The sequence below is a fragment of the Salinimicrobium sediminis genome (assembly GCF_900215295.1).
GTDB lineage: Bacteria > Bacteroidota > Bacteroidia > Flavobacteriales > Flavobacteriaceae > Salinimicrobium > Salinimicrobium sediminis.
Window position 1 is genome coordinate 1334888 of the sequence record NZ_OCMF01000001.1, and the last position, 15841, is coordinate 1350728.

Sequence of the window (15841 nt, forward strand, 5' to 3'; positions counted from 1 at the left end):
ATTGGCAGCAGCATCATGGGTGCCTAACTTTAATAAAAAAGCTTTTTATGAGACAGTCCATCTGGAAAGCGGCAGCCCAAAAGATCAGTTTTCCAAGCTTAAACGAAAATATAAGTACAGAAATTGCCATTGTGGGAGGTGGTATTACAGGGGTAACTGCAGCCTACCTTTTGGCCAGGTCCGGAAGGAAAGTGGTGCTCCTGGAAGCCGGGACCATAAGTGGCGGAACTTCAGGTGATTCCACGGGGAATCTGTATGCTATGGTCGATAAACGCCTGCACCACATTCAGAGTAAATGGAGTAAGGAGACGGCAGCAAATGTAGCCCGCTCGCGGGGGGAGGCTGTCAACCTTGTGGAGGAGCTGGTCAAAAGACACCAGATAGACTGTAGTTTTAAAAGAGTACCCTGGTACCTCTTCAGCGAAACAGAGAAAAAAGACAGGACGATTGAAAAAGAGATTGAAGCTGCTGCGCATTACGGGTTGCCGGTAGAGGAACTGCATGAATTGCCGCTTCCCATCAAAGTAAGTACTGCCATTAAAGCAGATGGGCAGGCCCAGTTCAATCCTGCTGCTTATGTAAAAGGTCTTGCTGAAAAGATCGATAGTACCAACTGCAGGATCTTCGAAAATTCTGAAGTCTACCATATCGAAAAAGAAGAAGAATTGGTTTTGTCTACTGCCAAAGGAACGGTGACCGCCCAAAAAGTCATTTTAGCCACCCATACACCCAAAGGGATCTATGGTTTACAAACCGCGCTGTACCCTTACAGGGAATACGCTATTGCTGCCAGGTTAAATTCCGGAGATTTTCCCGACGGGATCTACTGGGACACAGAAGCAGACTTTCATACTTCCATGCGTACCTACCGGAAAGGAAATGACAATTATGTACTGGTGCTGGGAGGCCACCACAAAGTGGGGCAGGAGGACGACTATAATCGGTTCTATAGAAAACTTGAGCAGAACGCAAGAAGATACTTTGATGTCGCCGATATAGAATATGAATGGAGCGCTCAGCATTATAAACCTGCTGACGGGTTACCTTATATAGGCGAAAGTTCTGACGATAATATTTACATCGCTACCGGTTTTTCCACAGACGGACTTACCTACGGGGTACTTTCGGCCATGATCCTGGATGACCAGCTTAACGGAAGGAAAAATCCCTGGAGCGATCTCTATAAAGCTTCAAGATTTACTCCGGTGAAATCTGCAAGGAATTTCATCAAGGAAAACATTAATGTGGCCAAACAATATCTTAAAAACCTTCCCGGGAAAGCCGAAGCTGAATCTTTTGACGAGATAGCAGCTGGACAGGGAAAAGTAGTGGAAGTTGATGATGAAAAATGGGCGGTTTTTAAAGATGAAAACGGGCAGGTACATTGCCGGTCGGCTGTTTGTACCCACATGGATTGTATCGTAGACTGGAATGACGCCGAGAAAAGCTGGGATTGCCCGTGTCACGGCAGCCGATTCAAGGCTACAGGAGAGGTTATAGAAGGTCCTGCTTTTTCACCGCTGGATAAACGTAATACTTAGAAAATTAAGCTTACATAAGTACGTCCCCCTGTTTTTACAAACAAGGAGATAGAGAGAAAGGCAAAGTTTTTTTATAAGTTCAGTAACTCCTGTACACTTGAAAATCCTTCCGGCACTATATACAGTTAACTGCCTTTTAAGCTCTCCCAGCTAAAGCCTTCACTGCGCAGCATCGATGATAACACACTTCTTCTTTGCTGAAGGTTAGAAAGATCCAATTGTCCATTGGCTTTTGTAGCGATCGTTTTCGGCTCCGGAAGAGAATTTTTGAAATTATCCTTCAGGTGCATGATCAAATTGGTCATAGTACTTCTTAAAAGCTGTAATTCTTCTTTCTGCCAAGGATGCGGTTTTTCATTGTTTTCCCCATTCAAAAGAGAATTTAATGCCTCATCCAGCCTCACAAAATTGATGCTGAAGCAATTGTCAGGATTCTGGTGACTATAAAAGTGCACAACGGGATAAGCCTGATGGCTCACCATGTGCTTGTCTATCTCCTCCTGAAGCCTTAAAAGTTGTTGGTCTCTATAAGAGGGATTTAATGCCAATAGTTTTTCAGCCATTTCTGAAGGGCTACTGCCCAAATTAAAGATGCTCCTTGAAAGTGTTCTTTTGCGAATAACTGCAGAGGAAACAGAGATTAAATACGTCATGGAACTGGTGAAAAATATAAAACCAAAAAAGGAAAAAATGCTGGTTATGATTTCAAAGAAAGCTGTGGTGGGTTTAAAATTGCCCAATCCTAAAGTAGATATTATATATCCCGTATAGTATAATCTCTCAACCCAATTGGCAGGCCTGGAATTACTATTGGTAATTCCATCGGGATTGGAAGAGAAGACCAGGAACAAGCCAAACCATACGATAAGGATCCAGATCAACAGCACGGCCAGGTTTACGATGAGACCGGAGTATTTAAAAACTCTCCTGTTGGACGGGCCCGAGAATTTACGTAGACCCCGGTAAGCAAAGCTCGCTACCGGTTTGGATATAAAACCTGCACCACTTCCCGAGAGAGTGGTAAAAAAGAAGTCACAAATGATAAGAACAAGAAGTAGTAATCCAATACTTAGAACCAGTATGTTCATATTGTTGATTTAGTTATTAATTTTTTTAAAACCAAAGAGAAATTCCGCCGCCCGCACCAAAACGATTATCGTAACTTCCCATTAACCTGAACCCTTTGCTCAGAACATATTCCAGCCCTATCTGGTAGACAGTTTCACTGCTGTAATCTTTTCCTTGCTCCAGATCGCTATTCCAACCAAAATCTATCTGGTACTCGTATTCTCCATACAATTCCAACCGGGGAAATAGTAAAAGTCCGGCACTGAAAGCGACCTGCGGGCGAAGCTTGTTGTCAATACTCAATTCAGAATCTATCAATAGCGGCAGCAGATATCTTATCCCTCCAATGGCTGTAGGTTCCAGTTCATCCAGGCTGTCTTCTTCTTCATTCTCAAGACTTCCCCCCGCAAAAACTCTGAAGTAGTCATTGAGATATCTTTCATAGGTTAGAGTGGCTTCCAGATTTTCATTCCAGCCATACTCGGCCCGCAACCTGAATTGATTCCGAATGTTGGTGGTGGTAGCATAAAATTCTGTCATATGACTGGCACCCGAAACTTCTCCCCAGGTGAAATATTCATTGGCTTCGGTAGTGAGATTGGCTAATGGATATGAGTCGAGTCGCTCATCCCGAGGCGTATCATAACTAAAAACACGTGCCATACCGCCGTTGAGGTGGTAGAGCACATGACAGTGGAAGAACCAGTCTCCATATTCGTTGGCATCAAACTCAATGACAGTTTTTTGCATGGGTGCTACATTCACCGTGTGCTTTAATGGGGAATATTCTCCATTCTTATTGATCACTCTAAAGAAATGTCCATGAAGGTGCATGGGATGATGCATCATCGTTAGGTTATTCAGGGTAATTCGCACTTTTTGACCCTGTTCAATTTTTATTTTATCGGTTTCAGAAAGAGGTACTCCGTTAATGCTCCACACGTACCTGTTCATGTTCCCGGTGAGGTTGAACAGGATTTCCTTAAGCGGTTGTCCATCAGAAATAGTAGTAGGTTCCGGGGCTCTTAGGTAATCATAATTAAAGACCGGAGATCCTGCTGTTTTCATAGCATCGCCTATCACCAGGGAATCGGGCAGCGGCTTTTTCATAAGGTCCATAAGGTTGGGGTCTTTCATCTTGTCCTGAACCAGCGTATCCCTTTTCATATCATGAACCATGTGCAATTCATGCTCGGATTGGTCCTCCTGCATCTTCATTCCGTCCATCTCCATGTGGTCCATTTCCATGGCGTATTTTTTCATCACTTCAATGGAGTCATTTTTTCCGGGTCTGAATTTCGATGCAGGTGCGCCCATTTTCATGTTCATCGCCATCATCTTTTTCATCATTTCAATCAGGTCAGGTTCGGGGACTACCGGGGCAGGTATAATTTCTCCTTCTCCAATGTAGGCTGAAGCATGTCCTGAACCATCCTGGGAAGTGGCACGAATTTCCAGTTTTCCATTTTCAGGCACAGTGACAATGAAGTCGTAGGTCTCTGCAACAGCGATAAGGGTCTTGTTCTTTTTTACCGGTACAACATCCAGCCCATCGGCAGCAACCAAAAAAGGATCTTCTCCCCCAAAGGTGAGCCAGAAATAAGACGCTGCAGAGGCATTGACAAATCGCAGCCGCAGCTTTTCTCCCGGTTCGAAATCGGGATACTGCTGTTCCGGGAGGCCGTTTACCAGGAAAAGGTCGTGGTAGTTATCAGAAATTGCCATATCGGGCATGCGTTGCCAGCTCATTTTAAGCTTGGCGCCCAATGCATTTTTCGCCAGGACTTTGTTCAGACTTTGCACCTGTCCTTTCTTTATCAGATACCATTCATTACCTCTTTTGAGATTCCGAAGCTGTTCATGTGGGTTTTCATCCATCCAGTCTGAGAGCACCAGGACGAGATCTTTATTATATTCCATGGTTTGCTCCCGCGGATTGATCTGAATAGAGCCATAAACGCCGCGTTGCTCCTGGAGTCCGGTATGGGAATGATACCAGTAGGTGCCCGACTGCTTCAGGGCAAATTCATAAGTGAAAGTCTCTCCCGGTCTTATGGGAGGAGTGGTAAGATAAGGCACGCCGTCAAAAAAATTGGGGAGCAGCAGTCCGTGCCAGTGCACCGAAGTCTCCACATCCATCTTGTTGGTTACATGGATTTTCGCGTACTCTCCTTCAGTGAACTCCAGAACGGGACCCGGAATACTTCCATTAATGGTCATGGCCTTCACATCTTCTCCGGTAAAATTCACCATTTCTTCATCTATGGTCAGTTCAAATTCATGGACCGGCCAGTCATCGACATTACCTTCAACAGATTGAGGACGTTGAGCAAGTGAAGGAAAAGAAAGTGTGGCAGTGAACAGAAGAGGCAGAAGAAGATTTTTCATTACGTTTTCTTCAGGATTACAGGAAATGGGATTACTTACAAGTTAGTCAGCTTCTACCGTTTTCTGTATGAAAGTACTGTTAAAACTCAGCCCGGGAATGAATCCGGGCATAGGAATTTCAAATGCTTTTATAAGCCTGCTACTTGTTTCTTAACAGGTAGTTAACCAGTCTCTCCGGAGAATTTCATTAACTTATAAATACTTTAGAAAATCATAAAAATCTATAGTTATGAAAATAAAACTGCTCTTCGTATTGTTTAGTCTTGGTTGGGTTCTAACGGGTTCCTCACAGGAATCGGTTGGATTGGAAGTTATAGCAGATAATTTAGTATCCCCGGTGGCCCTTGTCGAATCGCCCGATGATTCTGGAAGGTATTTCATTGTTGATCAGGTAGGGGTGATCAGAATTTATACTCCTCAAAAAGGACTTTTAGAAGAGCCTTTTTTGAACCTGAAAGATAAAATTGTTAAACTAAAGGATGCCCACGAGGAGAGGGGACTTCTCGGAATGGCTTTTCATCCTGATTATAATGAGAACGGCAGGTTTTTCGTCTACTACAGTGCTCCGCTAAGTGAGGATGGTCCTAAAAACTGGGATCACACCAGCCACATTTCAGAATTCCGGGTTTCTCCGAATGATCCCAAAATGGCTGAAAAGACTTCAGAAAAGATCATTCTGAAGGTCGATCAACCACAGGATAATCATAATGCGGGAACATTGGCATTTGGTCCCGATAATTACCTGTATATCGCTCTTGGTGACGGTGGAGGTGCAAATGATATTGATATGGGTCATGTGCCCGACTGGTACGATAAGAACGCGGGTGGAAACGGACAGGATGTAGAGCAGAATTTACTCGGTAGTATTTTAAGAATAAATGTGGATGCCGATTCTCCTTATGCCATTCCTGAAGACAATCCCTTTGTAGACAAAGATGGAATGGACGAGATCTATGCCTACGGGCTTCGAAACCCCTACAGGTTTTCATTTGACTTGGAGGGGAACAATGATCTTATCGCCGGAGATGCGGGGCAGGTACTTTGGGAAGAAGTCAGTGTGATCACAAAAGGTGGCAATTACGGGTGGAATGTGAAAGAAGGATCCCACTGTTTCAATTCCTATAATAATGATAAGGAGAAAGAGGAATGTCCCGAAAAAGATAAAATGGGCAATCCTCTAATAGATCCTGTAATTGAATTTAAACAAGGCGGTGCCGATCATGGAGGTAAAGGTCTCGTGGTAATAGGCGGTTATGTCTACAGAGGTGAATTGATTAAGAATCTCGGCGGGAAATACATTTTCGGGACCTGGACACAGCACCATGGGAAACCGGCCGGAGCAGTATTTATGGCAACTCCGCAAGAGACCGGAATGTGGGATTTTCAGGAGCTAAAAATCTCCCAGACCAACTCTACTTCAATCGGTCATTACCTGTTATCTTTTGGTCAGAATAATGAGGGAGAAATGTTCGTTCTTACCACCGATGAAGAAGGACCCACAGGGAATACGGGGAAAGTTTTTAAAATGGTTGCAGGAAAGTAATTCTGTTTTTTCAGCATTGACTATCAGGGAAGGATTAAATTAAGCTTCTCTGAAAAAAATTTCCCGCGTAGGATTATGACGAAATATTCCTGTTTAAAGAACTGGTTCTTGTGAAGGATCTTTTTTGTAAGTGTAGTGGTCCCCCGGCGTTAAAAATTTTTGAAGCCCTGGAGAAAATTTAGCCGGGGGAGCGCGGTTTTGATTTTGCGGGAGCAAAATTGAAAACACCTATCAAAAAAGTGTCCTTTTTTTGGTTCGTTTTTTTGGACAAGCAAAAAAATGAACAATTACAAAAGAAACACGTAAACCTATCGACAGAAGAGAGCTTTATCTTATTAAAATTGAAGATGTAAATTGTACTTTACTTCAAAATCTTTCGAATTAGTCTAAGTCTGTTTAGAAACCTGAAACAAGTTTGGGTTGACTAAAGATCATAGATTTTTTTCATTTATATCTCGAACAATAAAGTAACTCCCACAGTAGCAGGATTTCCCAGGTGAACCGCACCAAAGTTATAACCGTAGCTGATATATTCTTTACCAAAAATATTACGACCCCATAGCATAAGCTTAATATCGCGGTAGGATACGCCAATATTCCCATTGTACAGGTTGTACGGCTCCTGCCTTAGGTTATTTGCAAGATCGAAATATTGCTCACCCAGGTACTTCCATTCTGCACGAGCCGTGAATTCCCATTTTTCATTCAGTCCCAGGTTTGACCGGTATTGCAGAGCGAGCACTGAAGTTACTTCTGGAGTGTAGATTTGCTTGTTATCTTCAAGATTGACTTCCCCGCCATCTTGGGCAATGAGGAGGGATTCATATCCGGCGTCTGTGTAGCCGAAATCATAACTAAGTTCCAGGCCACTGGTCAAAAAGGCTTTCAGCTCTACTTCCAGGCCTTTACTGGTTAGCTTTCCGGTGTTTCGGGTAACGATAACTCCGTCGGGCATTACCAGAGTCGGGACCTGTACGTCGGTCACTTCCGTGTAAAAAACAGTGGCATTCACCAGCAGCTTATTCTTCAAAAAGGAATTTTTAGTTCCTATTTCATAATTATCACTGAACTCCGGTTGATACTTGTAAAGAGGCGGCTGACTTGGATCTGCACTCAACGGAGTTAAGCCTCCCGCCCTGAAGCCGCGACTGTAGGTAAGGAATACAAGGTTTTCTTCTGAAAGATCATACGTAAGTCCAGCTTTAGGCGAGAAGGCATTGAAACTGGCGGTGGCAGTAGTGTCCGGTTGATATTCGAACATTGGTTCTGTATCAGAGTCCAACTGGTATTCTCCGAGTACAGACTGTTTCTTATATTCATGATCGTATCGCAATCCGGCGATTAGATCCAATTTTTCTGTTACCTGATAATTCAGTTGTCCAAAAAAGGCAATTCCTTTTCCCGTTGCCTCACTTGTATTGATGAGTGAAAAATTAGTTTCTTCAGATCCCATTACCGCGGCATCTTCGCCAAAATGTGTGGCTTGTTTCACCGGGCTTTCCTGGTAGAACATGTAAGTTCCCGCAGTCCATTCCAGATCTCTGACGGGTCCGCTGGGAGAGGAAAGTCTGAATTCCTGTGTCGCAACTTTCACCGTATTCCAGTCTTTTCCGTAATCGTTAATGATCGACATCGCGTCCAGAGGTGAGAAGTCTGCATCAATAGGATTTTGGTAATATCTATAATTCTGCTGGTATGCAGTCTGGGAACTGAAGTTGAGGTTTTTCCCTTTATGATCGATGACCAGAGAAGTGTTGAAAGTATTGTCCTTCATTGTTGAAAGTTGGTTCTGGTTCAGGGTGTAAGGGTTTTCAAGTGCGGCCTCGATCCCCATGTTCAAAGGGAAAGCTCCTTCATTTTCGGCTGAAAAATGTTTTAGGTTTAAAGTGGCATTCCAAGTAGGGCTAAAAAGGAATTTTAAATAATAATTTCCGGAAAAATTTTGCTGATCATCATAACCGGAACCTGTAAAATCATTAATGTAAAATCCTTCTCTTTCCTCATACAATCCTGCTGCACCAAAAAAAAGTTTCTCTCCCAAAGGGGTTCTTATCCCTGCCATGTATCGCTGTTGGTTATAATTGCCCAAAGTAGCTTCTCCAAATACTGTAGTTTCTTTTTTAGGCTCCCGGGTTATGATGTTGATCACGCCACCCATTGCATTTCTTCCATAAAGCGTTCCCTGCGGTCCACGTAACACTTCTATTCTTTCAATATCAAAGAGCTGGGTGATATAGGTGTCGAGGTTGTATTGATTTACCCCGTCTATATAGGTAGCAATGGCAGGATCATAGGAGGTAGTGACAATACCCCTTATGGAAGTAACGGTTCTTCTATCTCCGGGATCGCTGGCATACAGATTCGGCGAAACAGCGGTAAGATCATTTGCATTTTGGATCTGGCTTTGCTTTACATTTTCATAGGACAGGCTGGTAATACTCAACGGAATTTCCTGAATGAGCTGTTCTCTTTTCTGAGCAGTTACAACTACTTCCTTTAAACGCTCTCCTTGCGAAGTGAGAATGACTTCCTGCTCAACTGCTTCCGCATCTACATTCACGATCCGGGTAGTTTCTGAATACCCGCGTTTGCTTACACTAAGTATGTAAGAACCATAAGGCACTGCCGTAAATGAAAAGGTCCCTTCCACGGAGGTGGTTGTCTGGTAGGGGGAATTTAGCAGGTTGACCTGTACATCTTCCAACGGTTCTGCAGATTCTGAAAGAACTCTTCCCGTTAAGCGCCCTCTTTCCTGTGCGCCTGCAGTCATGGCAATAAGAGTAAAAAATATGCCGAAGAGTAGACAATGTTTCATGGGATTGCAGTTAGATTCTGCTGATTTTTGTTTTTTCGAAAGATCAGGTTTAGCAAAAGGGCGAAGCTCAGGATGAGCAGCCCGAAAAATTCCCGCGTAGATTCGATCCATGGTTTTTCATCTGACATGGATCCGGTGATATTTTCGGCGCCATGCCTGGTTATCCAGGAGAGAACTCCATCAGGCATAAAGAAAAGGTACAGCGCATATGCAAGGAAGAACCCGATTCCTGCGTAGTGCAAAATTTTATTGTCCTTTCCCAATATGGCAAGCAGGCAAACAAGAGCTCCATACCCATAGATTCCTATCCACAGAAGAGGGTCCGGATCATTATATTGTATAACGGCAGAAATGCTGAAGATGATAACAAAGAATGCATTAATGAATTTCACATTTTGCTATTTTGGATAAGCTCATTTTGACAGGTTAGTGCTGTTGTTTCTCTCTTTTTGTACAAAAGGAGAAATTCTGAACATCTTACGCGTATCCGGAAGCTTAGCTACCATGGGCTATTACCGGGAGTTAGTTAATCTTCCTGGTTTTCAAGCCTGTATATTATTTTTTTCATTTCTGCAATTTCCCGTTCCTGTGCCTCGATAATTTCCTTTGCAAGTTTTTGTGCTTCAGGATCCTTGATGTCTGCTCTCTTACTCGTTAATATGGCAATTGAGTGATGAGGTATCATGGCCTTCATCCACAACACATCCCCAACAGGAATTTGTGCCCGTACTAAACCTAAAGCACTTAAAAAGATCACCAGGCTTCCGGCGTATATTGCTATATTCTTTTTTTTGTTTTTATACATTCCCAGCATTACGGTGAGCATGATCACGGCCATTGCACAGATTCCTAAAATCGCCATATAGAATCTTGTCAAACTAAACCAAACGTGGTCCCATGAATAGGTATTCATGTACATGGTTACATACATTGCAATAAATGAGAGAACGAGCATAATTATAAATTTGCTATACATTCCTTTTTTCATTCCGCCGTGCTTATTTTCTTGTGAATCCATTATTTAGAAAATTTATTGTTGGTTGATTATTTATTGTTTCCTGTCTTTTTAAACAAGTATTTATTTTGAAATGGTTTTTTCAACAGTTCCGCATTCAGGCATTTTATCTCCGAAATAGGGATTGGAAATTTCTTCAATACTGGCATACCAATAAGCGCCTTTATTGTCAAAGGCCATAGGGCAAAACTTTTTGTAGATCGTTCCTCCCGAGAGCGCATCTTCAAACATGGGTCCTGCTATTTCAGTGAATTTGGCAAATAGTTCCCGTTGAACCTCAATATCATCTGTCTCCGACATTTGCTGTGCCAGGGACTTCATCTCAGCCCTTTCCTGAGAGAAAGTTCCGGCCATAACGTTCGCTATGTCCTGTACCTGATCTGCATCAGATAAAGTTAATGCCATTTTTATCTCCAGGTAATTATGCCATATTTTACCTGTCATACCATCAATAAAATGTTCATCTGCAATATCAGCAGTCATTTTCTTTTCTTCTTTAACTTCTTCGGGCGTGTTTATTTCTACTGTTTGCTTTTCCTTACACCCAATAAATGAGGTGAACACTAGGAAAATAATGGTTGTGTTAAATAGCGATTTCATTTTTTACATTTTAAGATGTTTATAAAACTGATAAATAAATATTTCTGACTTATGCTCCTGTAACTAAACGTATTACTGACTCAGAAGAATCTTGTTTCCTGACCTCGACAATGGAAGCCATCTGATTAAATAAAATGTTAGGTTTTTTATTGGTACCAACCTTGAGTATCCGGAGTTTGGCAGCGTGTGGCTGTCTTATTCCGTAGGTAGGGTAGCCGGCTTCAGCTATGCGGTAATTTTTATCTTCGTCAAAAGCAGTGTCCACCGAAAAGTTAAGTCCTTCTCCGCTCGCTTTGACCCTGTACCCTTCAGGGAGGACAATATCTGTTTCCCGGAAATTTTTTTTGGTGCGCTTTGACACCTTGGATACGACTTCCTCTTCGTCGCCTCGCTCTACTTCAGCATTTTTACAGGAAAAGAATAGAGCAGAGAGGGGAACAAAGAATAGAAAGGAATTCCTCATTCTTAGGTTTTTGGTTGGCTAGAAAGGATTATTCTGTCTAGTACTTTTAAATTTACAAACAGTGCAGAGGAGGAGCAATGAACTTAACAAGGGTTTAACCCGGCCGGGTTTTTTTTAACAAGTTGTTTAACTTTTAAATTTGGGGCCAAAAATCCTTTTTTTGAAACTTCATAATAAGCCTCTTAAGAAGGATAACCTTCTTCGGGCTAAGGATAGTTTAGGTATTTGTGTAAAAAGCAGGTACGCTTTTTAAATTTCTCTTTCCCGGAATAGCGGAATAGTACCGGTGCTGTCGGCTTCAAGCGACTCTTCAAATTCCTGGTCAAGTTCGAGTTCAAAATTTTCAGGAGTTTTAAGGAATAGCTCGTTGAGCTGAAGCTTAAAATTGTCAAATTCCACAACCAGGTTTTGAGCTACTTCAAAGATCTCGTCGGGATTTTTTTGCTTTTTATTGGAGAACTGATGCAACACATGAGCTTTGGTTAGCAAAACATTGGTGCGGGCTTCTACAGCATTCGTTTTTAGCGTGTCCGGCAAAGTTTCTCTAAGGCTCTCCATGATCTGCATTAGATTATTGGAGCTCTCGACGATTTCTGAACCCGTTTTATTCTCCAGGTTCTCTATTTCATTCTGGGCAGTAATATAAGCCAGCCAGTCGGCTGCAATTTCCCTGGCTTCGGGAGAAAGAATGACATTTCGGGTTTTAGAGATCTTAAGGCTATCAGAAAAGGAGGTGCTGGTTTCTAAAGGTGCAACTACAGGTTTTTCTGCTTCATCTTCGCAAGACAACAGGGACAGCATTAAAAAAACAACCAGGATTTTTCTCATTTTTTAAAGATATGTTTTTGTAGTAAAGCTTCAGAATAATTCCGAGGATTTAAGACTGCGGAATTTCTCATCTTTCCCGAAATCGATATCTTTGCTTCTACTAAAAAAGAAACTTTTATGGCTTCAAAGATATTGATAATTGGTGCATGCGGACAAATAGGTACCGAACTTACCTTAGCACTACGCGAAAAGGTAGGAAGAGACAATGTGATCGCGAGTGATATACGGGAAGGAAGTGAAGATTTGATGAATTCCGGACCCTTTGAAATTGCCGATGCCACTAACTATAATCAAATTGAAGACCTGGTTATCCAGCATGATATAGAGGAGGTTTACCTTATGGCAGCCATGTTGAGTGCCACTGCAGAAAAATTTCCCATGAAAGGCTGGGACCTTAACATGAGTTCCCTGTTCCATGTATTGAACCTTGCAAAAGAGGGAAAGATCAAAAAAGTTTTCTGGCCTTCGAGCATTGCCGTTTTTGGACCTACCACCCCTAAACATGATACTCCGCAAACTACGGTGATGGAGCCAACCACAGTTTACGGGATAAGCAAACAGGCGGGGGAACGTTGGTGTGAATACTATTTCAACAAGTTTGGAGTAGATGTGAGAAGCATAAGATACCCGGGATTGATAAGCTATAAAACATTACCCGGTGGCGGAACCACAGATTATGCTGTAGAGATCTATCATGAGGCGCTAAAAAATGGAAAATACACCTCCTTTCTTAACAAGGACACCGAGCTGCCTATGATGTTTATGGATGATGCTATTAGAGCTACTATTTCCCTGATGGAAGCTCCTTCGGAAAAGGTGAAGGTAAGATCCTCATATAATTTATCTGCCCTTAATTTTACTCCTGACACTTTAGCTAAAGCTATTCAAAAACATATTCCTGAATTCGAGATCTCTTATGCACCGGATTTCCGCCAGGCTATAGCTGATTCGTGGCCTTCAAGCATAGATGATTCTGAAGCCCGTAAAGACTGGGGCTGGAGGCATGATTTTGATCTGGAGAAAATGACTTCAGAAATGCTGGAGGGAATAAAAGAGGTCTATCACGTCTAGATCCAAAATTTGTGTTTTTATCCTACTGTGCTACAGGAGTTCGGTAGTTTGCACACATCCCAGTTGTAATAAAAGAAAAAGTCCTGCACACGTGCAGGACTTTGGAATCGAAATAAAACTAATATGATTAGTTGATAACGCGCACCTGAGCTGCGGTCAATCCTTTTCTTCCTTCTTCTTCAACGTACTCTACCTTATCACCTTCATTAAGAGTTTCCCCGTTTAATCCGGTAACGTGAACGAAGATGTCTCTTCCTGTTTCGTCGTTGGTAATGAATCCGTAACCTTTTGATTCATTGAAAAATTTAACTGTACCTTCCATTGTAAAAAAATAATAATTAATAAAGTACAAACATAAACTAATATTTGAAACGAGGAATTATGAAATTGTTATTTATTTCTAAAAATTTTATTCTGTGGGAGTTACTTCTTTTTTCGCTCTTTCATTTTTTTAATGTTTTTGTCTGAAAGCGTATAATCTTCTAATTTTTTTCCCCTCCAGCGAAGCACCAGAAACATGGGTAAAAGAAGAAATACACTTGCTAAAACGGAAAGGCCGACAATTTTATCTCCCAGAGCCTGATCCTTCTCAATCTGCATCACATAAAATCCCACAAGAATTGCAATTCCAATAATGATAGCTAATACTTTTGTTAAAGTTCCTAAGATTTTCATACGGTTACTTCTATAAGTTTTCTACGGTAGGCGGTAAGCATTTTAGATTTTGAAACAAACCCAAGATACTTATTCTTTCGAACTACCGGAAGGTTCCAGGCATCAGTTTCCTGAAATTTCTGCATGATAGTTCGCGGACTATCCTTTTCTTCATCAATAATTTCGGGCGCGGCCTGCATGAGCTCGTCTATTTTAACGCTGTCATAGAGCTTTTTATCAAACATGATGGGCCTGATATCATCCAGGAGGAGAATTCCTATAAAATTATTATCCACGTCAACAACCGGAAAAATATTCCGGGAAGATTTTACAACGCCCTCCCTGACAATTTCTCCTAACGTCATTCCTGTTCTTAGAGGCACAAAATTCTTTTCAATGATCTGTTGTAGATTCATCAGGGTAAGCACAGCCTGGTCTTTATTATGGGTGATCAACTCTCCACGCCTTGCCAATTCCATTGTATATACCGAATGTGGTAAGAACCTCGTAGTGATCATAAAAGAGATCGCTGCAGTGATCATTAGAGGAACAAAAAGTTCATAACCGTGAGTAAGTTCGGCAATGAGGAAAATTGCTGTGAGAGGAGCCTGCAGAACTCCCGCCATTAATCCTGCCATTCCCACAAGTGTGAAATTGCTTACCGAAAGCGGACTTTTTAGAAAATTGATGTGGTTCATAAATAGGGCAAAGCAGTGACCCATGGTGCTGCCCATAAAGAGTACAGGTGCAAAGATCCCCCCAACTCCACCTGCATTAAAAGTCAAAGAAGTTGCCACAATTTTAAATATCACAAGCCCCGCCAAAAGAGCGATGATTACCCAGAAATTATCCAGATAGTCATTGAACAAACTACTGCCAAGCGCCTCCAGATAATCCTCCTGCAGCAGGTTGTTGATCACATTGTATCCTTCCCCATATAGCGGAGGGATAAGGAAAAGGAGTACTCCAAGGATAGATCCACCAATGAGCAACCGGTGGAATGGAGATGATACTTTTTTAAACTGCTTATTGATCCAGAAATAAGTTTTAGTAAAATAAATGGAACAAAGGCCTGCCAATACTCCCAGGAGAATGTAATAAGGCACATCGGCTATTTCGAAACTATCTTTTAGGTTAAAAGGAAGAATGATATCAGATCCAAAAAAGAAATAGGAGGTAAGGATGGCAGAAACCGAAGCCATCAACAGGGGTAAGAGGGAAGCCAGCGTAAGATCCAGGCTAAATACTTCTATGGCAAAAACAATAGCAGCAATTGGGGCTTTAAATATACTTGACATCGCTCCCGCTGCAGCACAACCAATAAGCAGGGTTCGGGTAGCCTGGTTCATGTTGAAAACCCGCGAAATATTTGAACCTATAGAGGCACCTGTAGCCACGGTAGGTCCTTCCAGTCCCACAGATCCCCCAAAACCTACGGTAATTGGAGCTGTTAACAAGGAGGCATACATTTGAAAAGGCTTCATGAGGCCTTTTTTCTTGGAAATAGCATACAGGGTAGAGGGAATACCGTGCCCCACCGGATTTCTTAATCCGTATCGGATAATCAAAATAGTGATTGCCAGTCCTACAATGGGGAATATGAAATAGAACGCGTGGTGATAATTGGCAATTAATTCCCCTTCCAGCAATCGCTGAATGAAATGAGTAAGGTTCTTAATGACCACGGCTGCAAGTCCCGAAGTAAATCCAATTATTGCAGCGAGTATCATAATGAACTGCTGCAAAGAAAGATTTTTGGTTCTCCAGATCAAGAACCTTTTAAATAGGGGATTCCTGCTTTTAGCACTCATAATAACAATGAAAGAGCCTCCCGGTTAAGAAGGGCTTTTTAGAA

14 protein-coding genes are annotated in these 15841 nt (G+C 42.1%); 3 read left to right on the forward strand and 11 right to left on the reverse strand.

Features of this window, described 5'->3' with window-relative positions; all coding sequences use genetic code 11:
- The first annotated feature begins 47 nt into the window (after positions 1-47).
- Positions 48-1541, forward strand: coding sequence for an FAD-dependent oxidoreductase (locus CRO16_RS06065; protein ID WP_097055406.1), 1494 nt, complete (start codon positions 48-50; stop codon positions 1539-1541).
- A gap of 125 nt (positions 1542-1666) precedes the next feature.
- Here CRO16_RS06065 and CRO16_RS06070 read toward each other — a convergent pair whose 3' ends face one another.
- Together CRO16_RS06070 and CRO16_RS06075 are read right to left on the reverse strand one after the other, a co-directional pair.
- Entirely contained in the window at positions 1667-2629 is a 963-nt protein-coding gene (locus tag CRO16_RS06070) for an ion channel (RefSeq protein ID WP_097055407.1), read from the reverse strand.
- A 25-nt stretch (positions 2630-2654) separates the two neighbouring features.
- Positions 2655-4997, reverse strand: a complete 2343-nt coding sequence (locus CRO16_RS06075; protein ID WP_097055408.1) for a multicopper oxidase domain-containing protein — start codon at positions 4995-4997, stop codon at positions 2655-2657.
- 229 nt (positions 4998-5226) lie between these two features.
- Between CRO16_RS06075 and CRO16_RS06080 the strand changes: the two genes are divergently transcribed.
- A complete protein-coding gene (locus CRO16_RS06080; protein WP_097055409.1) occupies positions 5227-6540 on the forward strand; it encodes a PQQ-dependent sugar dehydrogenase in 1314 nt (437 codons plus the stop codon).
- 448 nt (positions 6541-6988) lie between these two features.
- On the opposite strand, the gene CRO16_RS06085 is transcribed toward CRO16_RS06080, so the two are convergent.
- From CRO16_RS06085 to CRO16_RS06110, 6 genes are all read right to left on the reverse strand, one after another.
- Complete coding sequence (locus CRO16_RS06085) at positions 6989-9355, reverse strand: TonB-dependent receptor (protein WP_179670493.1); 2367 nt, start codon at positions 9353-9355, stop codon at positions 6989-6991.
- A complete protein-coding gene (locus CRO16_RS06090) occupies positions 9352-9747 on the reverse strand; it encodes a transmembrane 220 family protein (RefSeq protein WP_097055411.1) in 396 nt (131 codons plus the stop codon). Before CRO16_RS06090 ends, CRO16_RS06085 begins: the two co-directional genes overlap by 4 nt.
- Before the next feature lie 134 nt (positions 9748-9881).
- Positions 9882-10373 carry a DUF305 domain-containing protein gene (locus tag CRO16_RS06095; protein WP_097055412.1) on the reverse strand — a complete coding sequence of 164 codons (492 nt, stop codon included), beginning with the start codon at positions 10371-10373 and terminating at the stop codon, positions 9882-9884.
- A gap of 60 nt (positions 10374-10433) precedes the next feature.
- Complete coding sequence (locus CRO16_RS06100; protein ID WP_097055413.1) at positions 10434-10970, reverse strand: DUF3347 domain-containing protein; 537 nt, start codon at positions 10968-10970, stop codon at positions 10434-10436.
- A 49-nt stretch (positions 10971-11019) separates the two neighbouring features.
- Entirely contained in the window at positions 11020-11433 is a 414-nt protein-coding gene (locus tag CRO16_RS06105; protein ID WP_097055414.1) for a hypothetical protein, read from the reverse strand.
- Positions 11434-11682: 249 nt separating this feature from the next.
- The gene (locus CRO16_RS06110; RefSeq protein ID WP_097055415.1) at positions 11683-12261 is read right to left on the reverse strand and encodes a hypothetical protein; all 579 of its coding nucleotides are present in this window, start codon (positions 12259-12261) and stop codon (positions 11683-11685) included.
- Between the two features lie 117 nt (positions 12262-12378).
- Between CRO16_RS06110 and CRO16_RS06115 the strand changes: the two genes are divergently transcribed.
- Positions 12379-13332: an NAD-dependent epimerase/dehydratase family protein gene (locus CRO16_RS06115; RefSeq protein ID WP_097055416.1), complete on the forward strand. Its 954-nt coding sequence runs from the start codon at positions 12379-12381 to the stop codon at positions 13330-13332.
- A 127-nt stretch (positions 13333-13459) separates the two neighbouring features.
- Here CRO16_RS06115 and CRO16_RS06120 read toward each other — a convergent pair whose 3' ends face one another.
- From CRO16_RS06120 to CRO16_RS06130, 3 genes are all read right to left on the reverse strand, one after another.
- The gene (locus CRO16_RS06120) at positions 13460-13654 is read right to left on the reverse strand and encodes a cold-shock protein (protein ID WP_029038224.1); all 195 of its coding nucleotides are present in this window, start codon (positions 13652-13654) and stop codon (positions 13460-13462) included.
- 101 nt (positions 13655-13755) lie between these two features.
- Positions 13756-14007 (reverse strand): hypothetical protein, encoded by a 252-nt coding sequence (locus tag CRO16_RS06125; protein ID WP_097055417.1) that lies wholly within the window; start codon positions 14005-14007, stop codon positions 13756-13758.
- On the reverse strand, positions 14004-15797 hold the full coding sequence (locus tag CRO16_RS06130) for a chloride channel protein (RefSeq protein WP_097055418.1): 1794 nt from the start codon (positions 15795-15797) through the stop codon (positions 14004-14006). Before CRO16_RS06130 ends, CRO16_RS06125 begins: the two co-directional genes overlap by 4 nt.
- Positions 15798-15841: the final 44 nt, after the last annotated feature.